The sequence below is a fragment of the Candidatus Abawacabacteria bacterium genome (assembly GCA_016207805.1).
Classification (GTDB): Bacteria; Patescibacteriota; Gracilibacteria; order RBG-16-42-10; family RBG-16-42-10; genus JACQZO01.
In genome coordinates, this window is record JACQZO010000008.1 from 20,794 (window position 1) to 39,334 (window position 18,541).

Consider the following 18,541-nt stretch of genomic DNA (forward strand, 5'->3'; position numbering starts at 1 on the left):
AACTATTAGATCAGAGCAAGTGTAGTGAGTTTTGGTAGTTTAGACAATTTGGGGAAGGCAGAAGTCAGAGGGCAGGAGGCAGAAATTGAGAGTTAGGGCCAATAACTTAGAGAAGTAATATGAGAGTGATACACGCTTGGGGACTTTTGTCAGATTTTGAGAAATAGGGTATAGTGCCTTGTCATTTTATCTAAAAACTCTATGACTAGTCGATTGCAGGAAGGCGGACCTGAGGACCATGATGGTTTCACAGTGCTTGAAGAAGTAGGCTATGCTGAGGGAGAGTTTCCTGATCATGGTGAAGCAGAAGCTCGGGCTAGAGCAGCTGCACTCACTGGAGGCGCTATTGATACTGCAAACACTATGCACACTCCTGATCAAACAGTAAAACAGTCGCCATTAGACGAGAACGTTGCTACTGCTATACTTGAAAAAGCCGCTAGAGATAGGAGTGCTGACGCCATTGATGCCACTCTCGTGCAAACTGCTGATGCCACAGCACATCCAGATGTTACCTGGTCGACCTTAGCCAGACAAAACATAAGGGATGGAAGTTGGCTGAATGGCACTCCTGATGCATTAGCTGAAAGAATTCTAGCTGTAGAGAGCGAGGGCCCAGCAAGAAGACCAGATGATGCTCTCGATGCGACATCAATTGAAACGCCATATCATCAAGCACATCCAGAAGCTCCTTGGTACGAAGTAGCCATGCAGAATGAGCGAGATAGTAGTAGCCAAAAGCCACCTCAACCAGCACAATACACACTGCCTGCCTTAGCAACAACTATAGATAGACAACCTTCATTAACACCAACTCAACGAAGAGTGCGAGTTGCCCTAGCATTATTATTGGGTATTGCAGGAACAGGATTGATTGCTAAATCATGCGCGGACACTGCAGATAGAATAGGTGTGCCAATTATTGATGCTATAGAGCGAAACAGATAAGTCCATTTTTTAACTTGAGCAAAAAGATAGTTCAGAGTATAACCGAAATAGTAACATCGTTTATGACAAAACTTGCTGTAGTATCTCCCAAACCAAGAACGACACCGGAAGTTTCTCCCGGAAAAATCAGAGCCAAGGTACGAGCAGTAGTAGAGCGTTCTGCGCGAGCACCAAGGTATGCTAGTCTTATGGACGCTATTGGATATGTTAATGTGAGAGACATTACTGATCTACAGCAAGCTCGTGCAAAACTTGAAGTTGAATTACAACTAGCTGAACTTCGTGAGCAACAAAATGCCGCAATCCCAGTCAAACAGCGCGAACATGTGGTACTAATAAGAACTAGCAGCAAGGTATTACGAGCATGTATTGAATATGTTGATCAGTTGTTAGGCTCTTTACAAGCACGGGCTGCGGCTAATGATTGCCTTAAAACAGAATAGGCATAGACCATTGACCAGATTCTTCTAATCTCTCTACTTTATGCTCCCGCTCAGCACTGAGAACTTTTATCTTATGCTGTTTTTTGGCAGCATATGTGGACTTTTACTGATCAGTGTTTTTGTCCATGGCTGGGGCAAAGAACATTTCGACTTGCCAATATGGTTGGGCGCCAAAAAACAAAAAGTATTAGCGAAAGTTATTGGCGTTGAACAAATCAGCCATACAAGTAAATCTTTTGAAACTGAAATTGGCTATCAAATAAAATATAGTTGGTTTGATGCGCAAAAGAAGCGTACTTACACTTTCTTAAGCACTGTCTTACATCAAGATCCGCAAGACTACTTACCCCAGACAATGGATGTGTATATCAATGCTGAAAACAAAGATATTTATTGGATCGATGTGAGCAATATTATTACAAAAGCTAAGTTTAAAGTCTTTTCCTGATATGACGCAACAGCCAAAAGAAGCTATTGAATGTTATCCACTCATTGAGAGTTTGCTGCCGCCAGATATGCAAAGACAAATTGGGGAATTGCCCATTTGTCTCCAGGAAGTAATTGAACAAATATTAGAAGAACAAAGAAAACCCATGCCAGTAGCACCAACAGGATTAGACCTGGGAATTTGTTATATGGTTCGACTAGCCTTACCCAAACTAGAATGTATCTGTGGTCTAAAAATAGAAATTGTCATCAATGCAAAAGATGCCTTAACACTAGTAATTACTCCGCAAGAAGCACAAATAGAAATAGAGGCTCTGTTACCTGGAATTGATGAATCATATATAGGGATAGTACGAGCAACTATGTATGATATTTATGAAGATGAAAAAAATGCTTGGCAAACAGCTTCTCAGATGAATATCGCCCAACTACAAGTTGCCGCCCGAAATCAACATGTTCTATCTCGAGAAATCCCACATTTTGTTATATCCCACCCACAATTAACGAGCATGCAAACATATTGCGACATAGTACATACGAATAGCCTTCGCCATTACTTCACAGTCTTTCAACGCAGGATCAGAAAGAGTATTGCGCGAGCATATAGACGATGGAAGTCGTAATTACTAAGATTCAAACTCAAGACGACCTGCAGTACCTATAAACACTTACTAAGGTACTTAGATAACAACGTGAATTTATGGGGCGGCACTATTAAATGAGAAAGCTATAGTTCACCCTAGTTGCGTCGCTATTCAAGGTCATAGTGATAGATCATAATTTGTGGTTCAAATACTGCGCAGCTTCTTTCACAGCCACACAAGCAAGTCTTTCAGACCAGGCATGCCTATGTTGATTTACTAAAATAGCATCTACGCCCAAACTACTTGCCAATTCTTCACGCATCTTGCCATCACAATATAAGTCTTCATCAGCAACAACGAGTGAAGTAAAACAACCGACACACCGATGAAAATGCCTATTAGTAACGGTACCAGGACAAATGGCAACAACATTGCTTAGTTGATTCGGAGCCTCCATTTGTGCCAATAAAGCCACTATCGCTCCTTGGCTATAGCCGAGCCAAACAGATTTGCGATACACCTTTCTCAATTTACTTTCTAATCCAAGAACAGCCTCAATTGCTGCCACAATATCAGCTTCATTCAGTGGCATTGGGGCTGGCCGCCAATCTTTAAGCTCAGCTTCAACTTTGCACCAATATCTTCGCCCATCTCTAAGTGCATTGCGACCAGTAACCCCAATAATATCTACTCCTGCCATTTGCTGTAGTCGCAATAACTTCTCTTTAGTAATTGTGGGATCCACAAAAGCTCCCTCTAAATAAACTAGCGCACTTTCGGTATCGGGTTTAGCCAATAGTGGCAATGAGTTAACATGGCAATCAACAAGCTCTATCATAGATTAATCATTAACATCTCATACTAGCTCAAATGGGCACATGTTGCAGTACCTTTGTTTATTTACAAGTCATTTTAAGCTATAGTGTAAAGAGTACGTTTACACTCAAGAATAATGACCGAACCCAAAAGCATCCTGCTCGCTCTCAACTTACTAGGAGTGTCCACTGTTGCCGGAGCAGTCTATCTCAAACTCTTGCAAAGAGCTGATAGAAACTTAAGTCAAATAGCAAAAGAGCTTTCCATTTCTCGCCCCCACCTTTATAAGCTCATTGGTGAACTGGAAGAACACGAGTTGTTACATTTTGAAAAAGCAATTACTGGTGACACACGGATACAGCTCAATTCCCCCTCAGTTATTTTGCAAAAGGTACGCGACAATAAAAACACCATCACTACCATTGAACACGATTTTATCAAGGTACTTCCTGAGCTTATCAGTCAGTTTGATCAAGGAAATGGTGGAGCTAAAGTAAAAATGGTTAGTGGCTCAGATGAATTTCTCGAACTCTTAATGTCAATTGCCGAAGAAGAAAAGCGCTCTATGCTTTACTTTGGCTCTATTGAAGACTTTATTGAATGCGTCACGTGGACCAATCAAGAAAAGTGGATGAAAGCAAGGGTAAAGGCAGGTATCCATATTCAGGCCTTGCTTTTAGAAAGCAGCGAGGCTTACTTACTGAGAAGAAATGATAAAAAGCAGTTACGTGACACCAGAATACTGGACACTGACAGCGCATTTATTAGCTCCTTTCACATATTCGCTAACAAAGTTATTTTCTGGCAGCCAAAAGCCAAGCTGGCAATTTTAATTGAGGATCAGCATATCACTCAAATGCTCAAGGCAATATTCTTTATGCTTTGGAATGCCACCGCAAAAAAATAACTGGCTACTTGTATTTAGATAGTATTAGGCTATGATCTCGCCTTATTGTATTAATTACTTATGAGGTCTGTATATCGAGATGAGATAGATAAATTAGTCGACACTCGTGACTTAATTGATAATATTGCCTACTGGTTCCGCCCAGTTCAAAGACAAGTAAAAGCTGCTGTACCAGCCTTATGGCGCGATATCCAAACTGAATATCCTCAATTTCCTAATCTTAAAAAACGCCACTTCCAAATTAGCCGAGACGTAAGATGGCATATACACCATGTCTTGGAACATGAGTGGGGGCTAACTGAAGTCCCGCCTCCGGTCGCAGAACAAGATCCAGCATTTGTCATTGATACTGCTGTATTCCTAGCTAGAACAGAGCTCAGCACTATTCGTCGCCAAGGTTTGCGACTGATTACTAGGAAAGCTCATAGGAATTTATTAGATCAGCTCCATAGTGCAAACACCTTTTTATGGGATCATTTACCTCTAGATCAGAAGAAAGAGCATAGAGAAACAACCTTCTCCTCCTTTCATCGCTTTTGGCAAAAAGAAATATTAGCAAAACAGGGCCTAGCGGGCGTAAGCGTGGCATATTTATTTTGGAAAAAGTACTTTGAAAGTATTTTCTCACCTGAACTTTGTCACAAATTAGATCAGTTTCTTCTGGAAAATGACGCGGACATATCAGATCCGGTTATGGATGTAATTGGCGGGATATTGGTGGCCGAAGAAAGAGCAGAGGTAGAGAGTCAATTAATTACTTTAGGGAAGTTTATGTATCGTGGCGATCTTGATGAAGAACAATTGCAAGATCAATTACAACCGCATTTAGCTGATACCACGGAACGTGACGTGTGGGCCCTACTAAAGGGATTTGGCCCTGCGGAATTGGCAGAAAAGCTTAGTCAGACAAGTTATCTATCCTCCCCAGCAAAAACTTTGGATGATGTGGTAATGCTTGCTACTATACTTAACTTAAGTCACTTAGATTCGAAACGACTTGCTGCGGTACTAGGAAGCACCATGGATTGCAGATCACTAGTCATGCGCATACTGGGCGAAACAACGGCAGCAAAAAGATTAGCGCATAATCCAGATGCCTTCACAGCAGCACTCATGGGAGCACAAGAAAAGGGCTACTTGCCTGAAAAAAAAACTGCTAATGTAGTTTTATTTGTTCCGCCAAACAGAGTGATCTCAGCTATTCAGCGTCAGTACAGTCGAACATAATAATTATCATCCATAGAATTTCTTGGTAAGGTAGCTATGCTTATTTACCAGTATATGCGAAAGCTTAAGAAATGGTTGTTATCCGCCAAAAAGCCCATAGGTCTTTATCTCACTTTAGGACTATCTTTCGCTCTCATCGGCCTTTTATATTTTGCGGAACTCAGTGAGCATGTCTCTTTGCACCGCACTTGGGATACTTTTGACAATACCGTCTTACAATCGATAAAACCGTGGCGAAATCCTTATAGCACACTCTTTTTCAGCTTCATTACTTTCTTGGCTAATTCTCAAACTGCCATCTTCTTATCGGCACTCACAATCTTATTGTGCCTCTATACCAAACAATATTTTACTACGCTAATTTTTGCTATTGGTTTATTGGGTAGTGGGGAAAGTATCTTTTGGCTCAAAAATCTTATCGGCCGCCAGAGACCTGATATTGCTTTACAATTCATTACCGAAAATAGCTTTAGTTTTCCTAGCGGACATATGCTCACTGCTACAGTGCTCTTTGGTTTAATCACCTATCTTTTGATACGTTCAAGCAAAAAGCTTTGGTCAAAAGCAATAAATATCTTAGGCTATATCATCACCGTGAGCTTAGTAGGCTTCAGTCGTATGTACTTTGGCGTCCACTATCCTAGTGATATTTTGGGCAGTGCATTGGTCGGAGGATCTTGGCTCAGCGTCATCATTACAGCTTTAGAACTCAATAATCACTACCATATTTTTGGCGCCAAAGTATTCAAACCAAGTAAATTATTTTTTCTATTACCGATAGCCGCCTTTCTATTTTCATTACTTTTGCACAGCACATTCATTCAAACCGTTAGTTAAAATTGAGTAAGTTTCATTTTTAAGTTAGTAGATTGGAAGCTACTTACCTTGGTTGGGAATGGTGTGAAGTGGGAGAGACAAAATAATCTTCAGAGATAATGCTTATTGGCTATATCTCCATCAGATCTCTCCACGAGGTCGAGATGACAAGTGAGTGAGTATGCTCAGCAGACAGTCTGGTCAGTTTTTTACTAATAACTGACCAATCTGTAGAGTCAACATGTGTGTTTGGCCCCCCTATACTCTTCATCATTAGGCAAGCAGGTTTAGCTTGTGATAGCATTAATGCAATAAAAAATTATTTCTATGGATAATATTATCTGGCCAGTAGTGACTCGTCTCATACTATTTATTCTTTGTTGGTCTGCCTTACTTTTTGGTTTTAGCATATCACGTTATGGTCAATTGTTAGCTGATTATTTAATATATGTTGTCATTCTTACCATTATACTTTCATGTTTAATGGCGGGCTGGAGTTTTCTAACACTGCGAGCTTATTACTTAGAAAAGGGCATTGATGTAAAAATTACCATCAATTCTAAATAGCAATTTCACTACCAAGACCAAAGGAAAAAGCTACTGTCAACAACAATAGGGAAACAACAATAGGGGGTAAATTTTTCTCATGCTATGGTAAGCTCAATTACTTAATCAAGTATGAAAAAATGGTTGAGCTGGTGTACAGCATTTCTGGTTATCATCAGTATTGTTCCCCAATCATCAGCAGCATTATTTCCTGATGTTTCTTCTGCCCATCCTAATTACACAGCCATTGCTTTTCTTCGTGATCGCGGAGTAATTAGTGGCTTTCCTGATGGGCTTTATCGTCCTGAAAATGCGGTGACTCGAGGAGAAATCTTGAAGATATTAATGCGCGCCGCTGGCGAGACCAATCTACCATTTGTTAGTGGTGATCCTTTTCCTGATGTGAGAAGTAATCATGTTTTTGCCGCCTATATCCAAGCGGCTGTCCAACAAGGAATAGTGCGAGGTTATGATGATGGTCTGTTTAGAATGGATAGAACCGTAAGTCGGATTGAAGCTTTAAAGATGCTCTTGTTAGCTAATCATATCAATACAAATGCCTTACCAAGTGGTAGCAGTTACTCTGATATTGTACCAGGCTCATGGTATGTCCCCTACGCAAGATATGCGCTAGATCATGGATTAGTAGACGCTTTCCCAGGTAATACAATTCGTCGAGATGAATTACTCAATCGCGGATTAGTAGCTGAAATGGTGTATCGTTTCTATCGTGACAGACCAGATCTTTTACCTGCCGTGGCCATCCCATCGCCAACAGTTCTGCCCACTGCATCTTCGATGCCAACACCAACTGTTTCCCCCACTGCAATTATTTCACCGACACCAACAGCGATATCAACACCAACAGCCAGTCCGACAACACCATTTCTCTTTCCTCCTGACTTCACCCTACCCAGCACACCATTACCGGTAGTTTCAACACCAGCACAAAATGTACAAATTAGTGTGATTGATCCCACTCTACGCTGCAACTTCAACACAGGAAATGAAGGACTAGATTATTCAGGAAAAGTGTGGATACAGCAAGGTATGGAAGACAATTCTCATATGCAATTTCGTTATTATTGGGAGTTTGGGGATGGCACATTCACTCCCGATATGTATTACACGTATTATCACGGTATAGATGACAGCGTTCCCGAGCATAGAACATTTGATTTACCTTCCTATCATCGTGCCTTTCCTAATCCGTTTATGACTAGAGCAACTGTATATGTTTACGTCACTAGTGGGATGTATGCTGGCACCCGTTCTGCCTCTGATATTGTTGACTGTTCACATATTGTTCCATAGAGAATAATCGAAATTGATCGATGCTATAGTATGATCTAGATCCATGTCTTATCTATAATTCCCCTGACTTATGAAAACCAATGCCAATTTTGGCATTCTAGTAATTCTCATGGTAGCAGCTTTGTATGGTGCGACCATGATTGGACTAGAATACAGCGATATAGCTCCAGCAGAAAAGGAAAACATTGTCATTTTCAGCGTTATCGGTTTTATCATCTTAGTATTAATTTTGGTCAAACTTTTAGTCTATCCGAAGTCGATGGATGCCAACAGTCTTTTACAAAATGGTGGTGTGCAAGGAGAAGCAGAGATTATCAACATTGAAGATACCGGCGTCAGCGCTGGAGATATTAAATACATAGTACGATTAACTGTGAGAATAACTTCTCAAACACAGCCTCCCTTCGAAACCAGCTTGGAAACTTTAGTCTCTCGAGTCAAAATTCCTCACATTGGTGACAAATTTGCTGTCGTCTTTGATCCCATGGACCACAGGCAAATAGCCTTGTTTAGTTAGCAAGAGCACCAGTCTCAAGCTTAGGCAGTACCAAACCCAGGAGAACTCCCACACTTCGCCATTCCTGCATTTGGTTACTAGCTATAGCGAGTTTAATTTCAGCAACCGATAGCCAAGTTACTTGAATATCTTCGCCTTCCTCAAGTTTTTGTCCCTGCTCAGTAACACCATAATCTCTCACTAAGAAATAATATAAATCCCACTCAACTGTCGCACCAGCCCTAGCTCTGGTCACCAATGCAAGATTTTGAATGTGTAAACCAGTTTCCTCCAAAGCTTCTTTCTGAGCAGCAACTTTTGCAATTGCCACCATGTCTTGTCCGCTAGCCCGCAACTCACGATACTGATCTATAGTGTCACACACTTTTCCGCCAGGCAGGCGCAAATCAATAGAATTTGTTTCCTGACGTTTCTCTTTCGTAAGCAATACTTTTCCTTCAGGTGAAACGATGATTAATCTAGTTCCAGGAGAACGACGATACTGTTCAAATACTTTGCCATTGTCTTGGCGCATATGAACTACTTCACCAACTGTACCAGTAAATACTATAGATTCTTGCATAATAAAAAAACTTAAAACTGAAGCAGCTTAGTACGCCAACTGAAAGTCTGGCAATAGATTTCATCTATCTGTTTCTTTCACAATATCCTAAGTATTGCCTACAAACATAATACTTGTTAGCCTAGCAACTGGTTCTTAAACAATCATGAAAGTATTGGCATCTTCATTATACTATTGAATATTTTATGGCTACAAAAAAAGAAACCATACAGGATATTCTCAACCGACTTGTACCCAGCGACAGATTTTTTACTCGCGCCATGTTTGGCGAATATGCTCTCTATGCCGATAATAAAGTAGTTGCCCTGATCTGTGACGATATCCTTTACGTTAAGATAGTGCCGGCTAGTAGTGCATTAGAAAAAGTAGGCAAAAAGGGCTCGCCGTATCCAGGAGCAAAGGCTCACTATATTGCTAATAAATATTTACTTTCCCATGCTTCGAAGCTTTCGGCGCTGCTATTAAGCATAGCAGCGACACTTCCTGAAAAAAAACAGAAAAAGAAACTTTAATCTCATCATACTATGAATCGAAAATACCTCTTCATTGCTGAGTTCATCTTCATTTTTGTTGGTACTATTGCGATAGTGCTGTGGGATTTTGGGTCCGATTCATCAAATTCCCCCGTGCCCAGTTACTTCACTGAACAAATAAGCAATGGTATTTTTCAGCATTCAGGTAAACAGCCAGTCAATGGACTCGAGGCAGCCATGGTGCAAGAGGCCTTTCCTAATATTTCACCACAAGATTTTATTGGCGTAGAAGCGAATGGAGGAAAGTATGTAGTAACTAATAATACAGTAAACTTTTTAGCAGATCGGAGTAAGCCACGAAAAAGTGATAGCAAAGGCATTTCAGCAATTGGCCTAGAGCGATTACTAACTAATATTAGCAAACGACTTAACCAGCCTATAACAACTGCTAATGACATCGACGCAATCCTAGGTACACTCAAACAAAGTGAGATACCTAAAGCAAAACGAGAAACAACCATTCAAGGAGAGTATCTATGTCTGCCATTGAAAGATTCTTCAGCTAAACAGATCGGTTGTCAGGAAGGGATCAAATCTTCTGATAGCATTTATTATGCTCTTGATTTAGCGCCATTAGAAAACATTATTCAATTAATGACCGGTGAAAAGATTCGTGCCGAAGGAGAATTAGTACTCGTAGAAACTCTCAGCAGCGACAAGTGGCAGAAATACCCAATTAAAGGGATTTTCCGCACCGTTACCATAGAAGAAATAGACTAGGTTCCAAATCAACATAAAATCCGATCATTGATAATATTTTTCAGTTGCTTGTTGAAAAAGTAACAGCTACTTTATAGGCAAAGTAGTTGTATTTATGGAAAAACAATGCCGAGTTAGCAAAAAGCCATTCTCGCTCACTGAGCAGGATCTCTTCTTTTATGAAAAAGTGAGCCCTGTGATTAATGGCAAGAAGTATCTTATCCCGCCGCCAAGCCTATCTCCAGAGGAGAGATTGCGAAAACGCTGGGTGTTTCGTAATGAGCATGCTCTTTATAATAATAAATGTGCTAAAACAGGTAAACCTTTAGTCGCTATGTTTCCCCCCACTTTGCCGATTACTATTTATGAACAAAAGCTATGGTGGGATAAGAGCTGGGACGGTACTGAATATGGCCGTGACTTTGATTTTTCGCGACCATTTTTTGCCCAATATGCTGAGTTATTGAGAGCAGTTCCTCATCCTAATTTACTTAATGATGCCTTGAGCAATGAAAATAGTGATTATGTAAATTGCACGATTAGCCTCAAAAACTGTTATATGCTTTCTGATGCAGGTAGCTCAGAAGATTGTTATTACAGCAATATTATCAATAGTTCCAAAAATTGTGTGGACTGCACCGCTGTAGTTGGCTCGGAAATGGGCTATGAGTTAATCGGTTCATTGAGTTGTTATAACAGTAAGTTTTTACTCAATTGTGATAACTGTCGAGACAGTGCTTTTTTGTATGCCTGTAAGTCTTGTAGCAATTGCTTTGGTTGCTACAATTTACGACATAAAGAGTACTGTTGGTATAATGAGCAACTGACGAAAGAAGAATTCGAAAAACGGCTAGCAAAAGTAGATTTAGGCAATTATGAGACTTACCAAAGACTTAAAGAAGACTTCTTAGTAAGGATACAAGCAGCACCAAGAGAATATGCCTTTCTCATGGGTAGTGAGAATTGTACGGGAAATGTTGTGGTCAGATCACACAATACGCATGTCGCTTTTGACTGTGATGGTAATCAAGATAGCAAATATACTATTTCCACCACCGGCATTCGTGACACTTATGATATTGAACATACTTATAATGCTGAGCTGTGCTTGGAAGTAATGGCTGCCACAAACATTTATCAAAACCTTTTCTCATTCTATACCATTAATAGTCAGAATATTTTTTATTCCTATCTAGCTTCCGCCGCCAGTAACTGTTTTGGCTGTGCCGGAATTAAGAATCAGCAATATTGCATTCTCAATAAAAAATATAGCAAGGAAGCATATGAAGAATTAGTGCCCAGAATTATTGAGCACATGAAAACAACTGGTGAATGGGGAGAATTCTTTCCTATGTCAGTATCTTTGCACGGGTATAATGAATCTCTGGCTGTAGATTATTTCCCATTAACGAAAGCAGAGGCATTAACAATGAGCGCTAATTGGAATGACTATGAAGCTCCCAAGCCCAGTGCCACTCAAGTACTAACAGCCAATCAATTGCCAGCTTCAATCCAAGAAGTCACAGACGAAATACTACAACAAGTGGTTCAATGTGCTAGCTCAGGAAAACTCTTCAAAATTACGAAACAAGAATTACAGTTCTACCGAGCCCATAATATCCCCTTACCCAGAGTATGCCATGATGTGCGTTATCAAGAGCGACTAAAATTACGTTTACCAAGACGGCTCTGGCCGAGACAATGTGATTGCCTAGAAAGTGGTCATGATCATACTGCTCGCTGTGAGCATCAATTTGAAACACCTTATGCTCCTGATCAACCAGAACGGATCTATTGCGAAAAGTGTTATCAAAAAGTAGTAACTTAAAGTCTTACTATGAAGCCAAACAAAATCATTTTCATCCATGGCAATGGTGCAATGCATTGGTCTTTTGCTTGGACCCCTTGGTTAAAAGTTGAGTTAACCAAGCTAAACATTCACACTACTTTCGAAACCTTTCCGGATTCAATATTAGCAAGGAAACAATACTGGTTATCTTTCTTAAAAGACTATCTCAAAGCGGATGAACATAGTCTATTGATTGGCTGGTCTTCAGGAGCTGTTGCCGCCCTCAGATATGCGGAATACAACAAAGTCTGGGGCTCTATCTTGATTGCACCTTGTTACACAGACTTAGGATTAGAGTCGGAAAAGATTAGCGGTTTTTATGATGAACCATGGAATTGGCAGAAAATCAAAAAACATCAGCAAAAGATTGCTCTATTTTACTCAAAAAACGATGAGCTTATCCCGCAAATAGAATTCCAGCATATCAAAAAGCAGTTGCAGCCTGATGAGGTATGTGAACTTGAGACCAATGGACATTTTATTCATCAGGAGACATTTCCGGAGATAGTGGCTTGTGTAAAAAAGTTTATAAATGGAGCAGCTGGGTAAGGGAATGGTTCATTGTTAGTGTTAAAGGAAGTCTGTTTATGGACTCCATCAGTATCAGATCCCTCCACGAGGTCGGGATGACGGTGGGAGCAAGATTGTTTTCCTAACTGATTTGTCAATTATTTTCTAATGGTTAAAAACTAACCAGAAGTTCTTTTCTATCAAACAGAAACTGACAAAATTGTTGATTAAACAAACTCACTCGATTGTCATCTCGACCTTGTGGAGAGATCTGATGGAAATGCAGATTTTCATTTTCCATCTGTTAAAATATTCAAAGTATTCTCTTTCTTTATGTTCTACGTTTACATCATTGCCAGCAAATCACGGGTAATCTATATAGGTGTTACCAACAATCTTAATCATCGAATAGAGGAACATAGAACTAATTATCATCCAAACTCATTCACTGCAAAATACAAATGTTATCGATTAGTCTATTTCGAACTTTTCCAGCAACCATTAGATGCTATTGCTCGAGAAAAGCAATTGAAACGGTGGAGTAGAAACAAAAAAGCAAACTTGATAGAACAAGAAAATCCTCATTGGGTAAATCTTGTTTAATCAATTGATTGAGAAGAATCTCGCATAAATCTCTCGTACATATTACGGATTACTTCTTCCTCTACTACACGATCACGTTTTTTATTTCTTTCTAAACACTCCTCAAGAGAAATATGAGTAAAATCTTTGATCTCTACAGTAGCCTTGCCTACTACTAAAGCTCTAATAGTACGTTCATATTCTGGATTGAGATTAGTATCATCGACAATAACATCTTTTCCTTGAGCCAATGCTTCTAATATTAACCAATTACGTGTCTTGGCCACCATAGCCTCAGAGGCTTCTGTTCTATAGGTATGATGGAGCATAGCCCGAATCTCATCCTTATTGGTGCGGATATACTTACCAGGAAATTGAGCTTGCATAGATTTTGCCCAAGTACTCTTCCCTGATCCCGGCAATCCTTTAGTAATAATTACTACAGGCATAATAATTAGAAATAGCTGTTCACACTATACCTATTTTACAAACTAGACTGCAATCCTGGTATAAACCTGTTCAGGAAGACCTGATAGCACATACCGTTTCTCTTGTGGTGAATGAATATAGGTAGTCACACTACAATTAGGAGGTGACGGTTCTAGCCTTTCATTAGCTTCTTTTCTCGTCCATCTTTCCAGAATAGCTCTAGCCACATGAATAGGTCCACCATGAGTAACAGCAATAACAGTTTTGTCTTTATGTTGCTCCATTACTCTTAATAACCAAGGCCGAACCTGGGTAATACCAACATCCTCCATACTTTTGCCTAAAGGAGGCCTAAAAAAGAATGGCCCATCTCTGGTTCTTTCATCCTCAAAATGAGGGTATGTGGCCAGAATCCTCTCTATCGACCACGATTTTGTTTCCCCAAAATCTCGCTCCGCTACTCCATCATCAACTTTTACCCCAGCTTTGATGGTATCGGGGATATCACAGCCAGCCATTTCATAATAACCATTGAGGATTTCACGCAAAGTACCTCTTGTTCGTGTGGTGTCGGAGCGATACAGTATAGCGTCAGCAATATCCCACTTACCTAATGTAGCTACCAGGAAAAGTTTTCTTCCTGTTTGTAATGCTTCAGTTATACCTGTGCTTGTTAAGGGAATTTCAGAATCAGGTACATCACCAAGCTCAGCCAAAACACTAGCAGCAAGCGCCCTACCATCAAGAGATAAGGCATTCCAAGCACTACGAGCATGACGAATAAGCATTATCCGTGTAGGTCCTTCATCCGCCTCTGGTAGTTCCTCAAAAACTGGTATGTCTTCAGCTGTCATAGTTAGTGCAAAGAATGAGAAATATACAATAAAAGAGCCATAGCAACAACCATGTCTATTTACTCACAACATCAATAAGCATTCGCCTGGCAGAAAACTGAATATAAGCTGCAGCAGCAGTTTGAGTGAATCCATGTACTTGCATACAAGCCCGAACTATAACTGGCCAAACAGCTTGAGCGCGAAGCAAACGCGTCCCATCCATTCCGTGTCCATTCCGTACCATAACACCATCAAAATCAACCAGTAGTCTCGAACCTGCTAAAATATCATCAAAACGCGGTTCTAATAAATCGCCCAGAGAGTTAATGGCATTAAGACACGTCATTTCCTGCTCAAATTCGATTAAATTATCTGCTTCAACTGCAGCTTCTCTAGCCCTCTGGCCTTCAGCGCTATACAAAGCAAATACTGGCACAACTTGAATCCGTGATTGTCTCATAAGATATCTTTCATGACCTGCATCGAGCATCCCTTGCCCCCGCAATACATTCTTATTAATTCTCTCTAGATTTTTACGAGAATCTTCAATTACCACCAACTTGATCTTGCCAGCATTTTCAGCCAACAGCCTATCCATATAAGCGCCCAAAGCATCAAGCTTTTGAGCGCTTATAATGCTACTGACACCTTTAGGAAAAGCCATTTTATTTTTGGCCAAAATGGCACCCAAATGTGTTGGTAACCTAGAGTTCATTACTTTTGCTGCCTGTATACCTGCTTCAATATCCCCAGTCGTCCACAGCACTAATTCTTCAATTGTGGTCCCATGTCTAGCAACAAACTCCGCCAAATGTTCAATCATTTCAGGGTACACGCAAGTTTTGATTGCCATACGACGCAAGCCTGTAACAATGCCATTACGGAAATCTTCATAAACCTCTGCACCCAAAGCTTGGTCTGGAACGATCATTCTCTCCCAGAGTAACCGTGCTAATTCTGTATATCTTAACTGGCCAACAATTTCGTCATGCAAAGTAAAAATCGCCTTGAATGTATCTTCATCAATTGGCGCCGATATAGGTAGTTGCGGTCCCCTGGGCCGAGGATATTGCCCAACTTTTATTTTCAATCCTGCCATCACTTGATCCCAGGACTGAGGCTTATCAACATGTTCATAAGAGTCAAATGCCATACTACTAATAATTAGTAAACTACATTATCAACAAAATCGCCATGGAGCAATGTCGTCCAAAGTTGGTTGACCCAAAAATAACATTGGCAGAAAATGAAACTAAATATAATTTCATTTTCTATGAAAGGAGGTGAAAAAATATGAAACTGATTACGCGTGACCCTTTCCAAGATATTAGTCAATTTTTTGATAATTCGCCCTTTTTAACTTGGCAAAATGGCACAGCCGATGTCGACATTTATGAAGAAGGCAACAATATCATGGCCAAGATCAATATTCCTGGTTTTGATAAAGAACAGATAAAAGTTGATGTGGATGATAATGCTCTCCATCTCTTAGCCAAAAAAGAAGAACAAAAAGAGGAAAAGAAGAAGAGATATTATCACCGAGAAATTAGCAGCGGTGGGATAGAACGATGGATACCCTTACCGAGCAAAGTAGCTGAAGATAAAATTGATGCTCATTATGAAAATGGCGTCTTGCAACTAACAATGCCAAAAGCTGGAGACAATCGAGAACGAAAGCTAATAGCAATTAAATAATACTTGCTGAGGAGTAAATCTTCTTTCAGATTTACTCCTCAAAGTACTTTTCAATAATTAAAGACTTTTGCCGTCAAAATGGTGAATTGAAATTTGATCCAAATCAATATCATCTAAACAACGCACATTAATCGCTCTCATCTTTTTCCCTTCAGCATCACTACCAGCACCAAAAGATAAAATACCGCAAAGGGAACAAAAATAGTGATGAATAACACGCTTGCCGAATTGATAATCAGTCAGCACATCTTCTCCAGATATGAGAGAGAATTTCTCTTCAGGAACAAAGACTAATAAACTACCGCGCTTGGCACAGATTGAACAATTACACGCCATCGCTTTTTCAATTTCGGCATCGACCTCAAAACGCACCTGCTTACAGTGACAGCTACCTGTGTATTTCATAGTTAGAGATTACTACTGTGGTTTTTTCATGTAATTCAACATCCAGTTGAAACCAAACTTATCAGTAAGCATGCCAAAAGTCGCCCCCCAAAATGCTTCAGTTAAAGGTTGCGTTACTGTACCACCAGCGGAGAGATTTTTGAAAAAAGTATTAATCTCTTCTTCGCTACTGCAATTGAGACATAAACTAATAGTATTGCCTTGAACCGCTTTTTCGGAGCCCATCATGTCTGATGCTAAAAGAATTAAGCTATCTTTGGTCAAACTAGCATGCATCACATTGTTGCTAGTCATACCCGGCATTTGCTGATCCATTGGCGACTCACCCACTGTTTGTATGATTAATTCACCACCTAGACATTCTTTATAAAAGTTCATAGCTGCACGACAATTACCAGCGAAAGCCAAATAAGGATTGAGTTGTGTCATAGAAAGTTCATTAGAAATAAACCAACAATAAACTAATAGAACTATTTCAAAATTTCAGCAAGTTTGTCCAAGAACTCATTCCAGCCAACGGCGCTTTGCTCTTTCATTTCACCTTCAAGTAGCCCCTCATGTCGTAAGGTGAATTTGGTTTTATCTCCCTCTATTTCCTCCAAGGTTATAGTCACCACTAAATCATTAGGCAAATCTGCCATGCCATAATATGAAGCCGGTACCACATTACCTTGCTCATCAGCGAAATTATCAGTAAATACAATCCGTTCCATCGGTACAATTTCCTGGTAAATGCCCGTACTCCAAAAATCTTTTCCTTCAGGAGAACGCATACAATAGAGATATTTACCGTCCACTCGGAAATCTGCTTTACATACTGGTGCAGTAAAACCTTTCGGCCCCCACCAGCGCATCACTAACTGAGGATCAGCCCAGGCCTGCCATACTTTGTCCCGAGCAACATTGAACACCCTTGAGATAACAAGTGCCTGCGAACCGCCTGTACTTTCTGCCATACAATTATTTAGTTAGTGTTTAAAAATTGTGCTAAAGAATCTAATCGATTTTCCCATAGAGCTTGATACTCTTGTAAATAGTGAGCTGCATTTTTGAGCGCTAGAGGAGACAACTTTACCAATTGTTTCTTCCCCTTGCGTCGCTTCACAATGAGCTGCGAATGCTCTAACACCTTGAGATGCTTAGAAACAGCAGCCAATGACAATTGATACGGCTGAGCAATTTCGCCAACTGTCAATTCCCGATCAGCCACCCTTTGTAAAATATCTCGCCTAGTGGGATCAGAAAGCGAACTAAAAATGGAATCTAGATTGAGATCATATTTAACCATACGGTTGAATGATAGGGGATTAATACCAATGAGTCAATAATGTATAATAAAAGGAGCCTATGAAAAATATACGCAAGCAACCTGGAGAGCTTATGCTAGAAATAGCGTTGCCTCCACCAATAATTCAACAAATAGAACAACTCCCCCCAGAACAACGAGCACTTTTTTGTTTTGCTCTCCGCCAAAGTCATGAGCTAAAAAGATTTTGTCGAGATCATGTTATCGGCAGTATAGCTTTAGTACTATCAGATGGGGAAACAAGCCTCAGTATTCATGTTGAGCCACAAAACATTGAACGAGGTATAACAGATCAAAAAAATCAGCTTCCTAACTTTAAGCACCCATTAGGTATCATGGTCACATACGCAATCACTGACCAGCCATACTTTCAATTACGCTATTTCCCAATTACAGCGGACACTGAGTATGTCCGCCAGGCAATAAAGAAAATACAAAGAGAAATGACTCCTGAAGATTTGGAATCTATGGATGTACCAATTAGTACACCGAAAGATTCTAGTTTATGGCGTGACCTGCTCAAGAGAATACTCAGTTAAAAACACGCAACATCAGACAAGAAAGTAATGT

26 protein-coding genes are annotated in these 18,541 nt (G+C 40.1%); 17 read left to right on the forward strand and 9 right to left on the reverse strand.

The features are described from left to right. The first annotated feature begins 201 nt into the window (after positions 1-201). From HY817_02140 to HY817_02155, 4 genes are all read left to right on the forward strand, one after another. Positions 202-948, forward strand: a complete 747-nt coding sequence (locus HY817_02140) for a hypothetical protein (protein ID MBI4836037.1) — start codon at positions 202-204, stop codon at positions 946-948. A 62-nt stretch (positions 949-1,010) separates the two neighbouring features. After that, a complete protein-coding gene (locus tag HY817_02145) occupies positions 1,011-1,391 on the forward strand; it encodes a hypothetical protein (protein ID MBI4836038.1) in 381 nt (126 codons plus the stop codon). A 40-nt stretch (positions 1,392-1,431) separates the two neighbouring features. Continuing rightward, positions 1,432-1,839, forward strand: a complete 408-nt coding sequence (locus HY817_02150) for a hypothetical protein (GenBank protein ID MBI4836039.1) — start codon at positions 1,432-1,434, stop codon at positions 1,837-1,839. Between the two features lies 1 nt (position 1,840). Beyond that, positions 1,841-2,461 (forward strand): hypothetical protein, encoded by a 621-nt coding sequence (locus tag HY817_02155; GenBank protein ID MBI4836040.1) that lies wholly within the window; start codon positions 1,841-1,843, stop codon positions 2,459-2,461. 151 nt (positions 2,462-2,612) lie between these two features. Here the strand turns inward: HY817_02155 and HY817_02160 are convergent, their stop codons facing one another. Beyond that, entirely contained in the window at positions 2,613-3,260 is a 648-nt protein-coding gene (locus HY817_02160) for a hypothetical protein (GenBank protein MBI4836041.1), read from the reverse strand. A gap of 114 nt (positions 3,261-3,374) precedes the next feature. Between HY817_02160 and HY817_02165 the strand changes: the two genes are divergently transcribed. The 6 genes from HY817_02165 to HY817_02190 all read left to right on the forward strand — a co-directional run bounded on the left by HY817_02165 (position 3,375) and on the right by HY817_02190 (position 8,565). After that, positions 3,375-4,145, forward strand: coding sequence for a hypothetical protein (locus tag HY817_02165; GenBank protein ID MBI4836042.1), 771 nt, complete (start codon positions 3,375-3,377; stop codon positions 4,143-4,145). A gap of 60 nt (positions 4,146-4,205) precedes the next feature. Continuing rightward, positions 4,206-5,372, forward strand: coding sequence for a hypothetical protein (locus tag HY817_02170; GenBank protein MBI4836043.1), 1,167 nt, complete (start codon positions 4,206-4,208; stop codon positions 5,370-5,372). Between the two features lie 54 nt (positions 5,373-5,426). Beyond that, positions 5,427-6,209, forward strand: coding sequence for a phosphatase PAP2 family protein (locus HY817_02175; GenBank protein ID MBI4836044.1), 783 nt, complete (start codon positions 5,427-5,429; stop codon positions 6,207-6,209). Between the two features lie 306 nt (positions 6,210-6,515). Then, entirely contained in the window at positions 6,516-6,755 is a 240-nt protein-coding gene (locus tag HY817_02180) for a hypothetical protein (protein MBI4836045.1), read from the forward strand. 111 nt (positions 6,756-6,866) lie between these two features. Continuing rightward, positions 6,867-8,048 carry an S-layer homology domain-containing protein gene (locus tag HY817_02185; protein MBI4836046.1) on the forward strand — a complete coding sequence of 394 codons (1,182 nt, stop codon included), beginning with the start codon at positions 6,867-6,869 and terminating at the stop codon, positions 8,046-8,048. Positions 8,049-8,118: 70 nt separating this feature from the next. Continuing rightward, a complete protein-coding gene (locus HY817_02190; GenBank protein MBI4836047.1) occupies positions 8,119-8,565 on the forward strand; it encodes a hypothetical protein in 447 nt (148 codons plus the stop codon). On the opposite strand, the gene HY817_02195 is transcribed toward HY817_02190, so the two are convergent. Then, positions 8,558-9,127: an NUDIX domain-containing protein gene (locus HY817_02195; protein MBI4836048.1), complete on the reverse strand. Its 570-nt coding sequence runs from the start codon at positions 9,125-9,127 to the stop codon at positions 8,558-8,560. The genes HY817_02190 and HY817_02195 overlap by 8 nt on opposite strands. A gap of 185 nt (positions 9,128-9,312) precedes the next feature. Here HY817_02195 and HY817_02200 point away from each other — a divergent pair, with 185 nt between their 5' ends. The 5 genes from HY817_02200 to HY817_02220 all read left to right on the forward strand — a co-directional run bounded on the left by HY817_02200 (position 9,313) and on the right by HY817_02220 (position 13,321). Then, a complete protein-coding gene (locus tag HY817_02200; GenBank protein MBI4836049.1) occupies positions 9,313-9,639 on the forward strand; it encodes a TfoX/Sxy family protein in 327 nt (108 codons plus the stop codon). Positions 9,640-9,651: 12 nt separating this feature from the next. Further along, complete coding sequence (locus HY817_02205) at positions 9,652-10,380, forward strand: hypothetical protein (protein MBI4836050.1); 729 nt, start codon at positions 9,652-9,654, stop codon at positions 10,378-10,380. Positions 10,381-10,474: 94 nt separating this feature from the next. Then, entirely contained in the window at positions 10,475-12,187 is a 1,713-nt protein-coding gene (locus tag HY817_02210) for a hypothetical protein (protein ID MBI4836051.1), read from the forward strand. Positions 12,188-12,196: 9 nt separating this feature from the next. Next, positions 12,197-12,757 carry an alpha/beta hydrolase gene (locus HY817_02215; GenBank protein ID MBI4836052.1) on the forward strand — a complete coding sequence of 187 codons (561 nt, stop codon included), beginning with the start codon at positions 12,197-12,199 and terminating at the stop codon, positions 12,755-12,757. Positions 12,758-13,051: 294 nt separating this feature from the next. Continuing rightward, complete coding sequence (locus tag HY817_02220; protein ID MBI4836053.1) at positions 13,052-13,321, forward strand: GIY-YIG nuclease family protein; 270 nt, start codon at positions 13,052-13,054, stop codon at positions 13,319-13,321. Here HY817_02220 and HY817_02225 read toward each other — a convergent pair. The 3 genes from HY817_02225 to HY817_02235 are packed head-to-tail and all read right to left on the reverse strand — an operon-like array spanning position 13,318 to position 15,718. Beyond that, the gene (locus HY817_02225; GenBank protein MBI4836054.1) at positions 13,318-13,749 is read right to left on the reverse strand and encodes an AAA family ATPase; all 432 of its coding nucleotides are present in this window, start codon (positions 13,747-13,749) and stop codon (positions 13,318-13,320) included. The two genes, HY817_02220 and HY817_02225, sit on opposite strands and share 4 nt — an antisense overlap. Before the next feature lie 42 nt (positions 13,750-13,791). After that, positions 13,792-14,583: a histidine phosphatase family protein gene (locus HY817_02230; GenBank protein ID MBI4836055.1), complete on the reverse strand. Its 792-nt coding sequence runs from the start codon at positions 14,581-14,583 to the stop codon at positions 13,792-13,794. A 55-nt stretch (positions 14,584-14,638) separates the two neighbouring features. Then, positions 14,639-15,718 carry a hypothetical protein gene (locus tag HY817_02235; GenBank protein MBI4836056.1) on the reverse strand — a complete coding sequence of 360 codons (1,080 nt, stop codon included), beginning with the start codon at positions 15,716-15,718 and terminating at the stop codon, positions 14,639-14,641. A 140-nt stretch (positions 15,719-15,858) separates the two neighbouring features. Between HY817_02235 and HY817_02240 the strand changes: the two genes are divergently transcribed. Next, complete coding sequence (locus tag HY817_02240; GenBank protein MBI4836057.1) at positions 15,859-16,260, forward strand: Hsp20/alpha crystallin family protein; 402 nt, start codon at positions 15,859-15,861, stop codon at positions 16,258-16,260. 57 nt (positions 16,261-16,317) lie between these two features. On the opposite strand, the gene HY817_02245 is transcribed toward HY817_02240, so the two are convergent. The 4 genes from HY817_02245 to HY817_02260 are packed head-to-tail and all read right to left on the reverse strand — an operon-like array spanning position 16,318 to position 17,953. Beyond that, positions 16,318-16,665 carry a GFA family protein gene (locus HY817_02245; GenBank protein MBI4836058.1) on the reverse strand — a complete coding sequence of 116 codons (348 nt, stop codon included), beginning with the start codon at positions 16,663-16,665 and terminating at the stop codon, positions 16,318-16,320. 12 nt (positions 16,666-16,677) lie between these two features. Further along, positions 16,678-17,094, reverse strand: a complete 417-nt coding sequence (locus tag HY817_02250; protein MBI4836059.1) for a VOC family protein — start codon at positions 17,092-17,094, stop codon at positions 16,678-16,680. Positions 17,095-17,135: 41 nt separating this feature from the next. Beyond that, the gene (locus HY817_02255; protein ID MBI4836060.1) at positions 17,136-17,621 is read right to left on the reverse strand and encodes an SRPBCC domain-containing protein; all 486 of its coding nucleotides are present in this window, start codon (positions 17,619-17,621) and stop codon (positions 17,136-17,138) included. A gap of 8 nt (positions 17,622-17,629) precedes the next feature. After that, positions 17,630-17,953, reverse strand: coding sequence for a winged helix-turn-helix transcriptional regulator (locus HY817_02260; protein MBI4836061.1), 324 nt, complete (start codon positions 17,951-17,953; stop codon positions 17,630-17,632). Between the two features lie 59 nt (positions 17,954-18,012). On the opposite strand from HY817_02260, the gene HY817_02265 reads away from it, so the two are divergent. Then, complete coding sequence (locus tag HY817_02265; GenBank protein ID MBI4836062.1) at positions 18,013-18,510, forward strand: hypothetical protein; 498 nt, start codon at positions 18,013-18,015, stop codon at positions 18,508-18,510. Positions 18,511-18,541: the final 31 nt, after the last annotated feature.

Excerpts from the sequence above, each read along its gene's own strand:
- HY817_02140 (MBI4836037.1), top strand. The coding sequence starts at position 202 with ATGACTAGTCGATTGCAGGAAGGCGGACCTGAGGACCATGATGGTTTC.
- HY817_02145 (MBI4836038.1), top strand. The coding sequence starts at position 1,011 with ATGACAAAACTTGCTGTAGTATCTCCCAAACCAAGAACGACACCGGAA.
- HY817_02150 (MBI4836039.1), top strand. The coding sequence starts at position 1,432 with ATGCTCCCGCTCAGCACTGAGAACTTTTATCTTATGCTGTTTTTTGGC.
- HY817_02155 (MBI4836040.1), top strand. The coding sequence starts at position 1,841 with ATGACGCAACAGCCAAAAGAAGCTATTGAATGTTATCCACTCATTGAG.
- HY817_02160 (MBI4836041.1), bottom strand. The coding sequence starts at position 3,260 with ATGATAGAGCTTGTTGATTGCCATGTTAACTCATTGCCACTATTGGCT.
- HY817_02165 (MBI4836042.1), top strand. The coding sequence starts at position 3,375 with ATGACCGAACCCAAAAGCATCCTGCTCGCTCTCAACTTACTAGGAGTG.
- HY817_02170 (MBI4836043.1), top strand. The coding sequence starts at position 4,206 with ATGAGGTCTGTATATCGAGATGAGATAGATAAATTAGTCGACACTCGT.
- HY817_02175 (MBI4836044.1), top strand. The coding sequence starts at position 5,427 with ATGCGAAAGCTTAAGAAATGGTTGTTATCCGCCAAAAAGCCCATAGGT.
- HY817_02180 (MBI4836045.1), top strand. The coding sequence starts at position 6,516 with ATGGATAATATTATCTGGCCAGTAGTGACTCGTCTCATACTATTTATT.
- HY817_02185 (MBI4836046.1), top strand. The coding sequence starts at position 6,867 with ATGAAAAAATGGTTGAGCTGGTGTACAGCATTTCTGGTTATCATCAGT.
- HY817_02190 (MBI4836047.1), top strand. The coding sequence starts at position 8,119 with ATGAAAACCAATGCCAATTTTGGCATTCTAGTAATTCTCATGGTAGCA.
- HY817_02195 (MBI4836048.1), bottom strand. The coding sequence starts at position 9,127 with ATGCAAGAATCTATAGTATTTACTGGTACAGTTGGTGAAGTAGTTCAT.
- HY817_02200 (MBI4836049.1), top strand. The coding sequence starts at position 9,313 with ATGGCTACAAAAAAAGAAACCATACAGGATATTCTCAACCGACTTGTA.
- HY817_02205 (MBI4836050.1), top strand. The coding sequence starts at position 9,652 with ATGAATCGAAAATACCTCTTCATTGCTGAGTTCATCTTCATTTTTGTT.
- HY817_02210 (MBI4836051.1), top strand. The coding sequence starts at position 10,475 with ATGGAAAAACAATGCCGAGTTAGCAAAAAGCCATTCTCGCTCACTGAG.
- HY817_02215 (MBI4836052.1), top strand. The coding sequence starts at position 12,197 with ATGAAGCCAAACAAAATCATTTTCATCCATGGCAATGGTGCAATGCAT.
- HY817_02220 (MBI4836053.1), top strand. The coding sequence starts at position 13,052 with ATGTTCTACGTTTACATCATTGCCAGCAAATCACGGGTAATCTATATA.
- HY817_02225 (MBI4836054.1), bottom strand. The coding sequence starts at position 13,749 with ATGCCTGTAGTAATTATTACTAAAGGATTGCCGGGATCAGGGAAGAGT.
- HY817_02230 (MBI4836055.1), bottom strand. The coding sequence starts at position 14,583 with ATGACAGCTGAAGACATACCAGTTTTTGAGGAACTACCAGAGGCGGAT.
- HY817_02235 (MBI4836056.1), bottom strand. The coding sequence starts at position 15,718 with ATGGCATTTGACTCTTATGAACATGTTGATAAGCCTCAGTCCTGGGAT.
- HY817_02240 (MBI4836057.1), top strand. The coding sequence starts at position 15,859 with ATGAAACTGATTACGCGTGACCCTTTCCAAGATATTAGTCAATTTTTT.
- HY817_02245 (MBI4836058.1), bottom strand. The coding sequence starts at position 16,665 with ATGAAATACACAGGTAGCTGTCACTGTAAGCAGGTGCGTTTTGAGGTC.
- HY817_02250 (MBI4836059.1), bottom strand. The coding sequence starts at position 17,094 with ATGACACAACTCAATCCTTATTTGGCTTTCGCTGGTAATTGTCGTGCA.
- HY817_02255 (MBI4836060.1), bottom strand. The coding sequence starts at position 17,621 with ATGGCAGAAAGTACAGGCGGTTCGCAGGCACTTGTTATCTCAAGGGTG.
- HY817_02260 (MBI4836061.1), bottom strand. The coding sequence starts at position 17,953 with ATGGTTAAATATGATCTCAATCTAGATTCCATTTTTAGTTCGCTTTCT.
- HY817_02265 (MBI4836062.1), top strand. The coding sequence starts at position 18,013 with ATGAAAAATATACGCAAGCAACCTGGAGAGCTTATGCTAGAAATAGCG.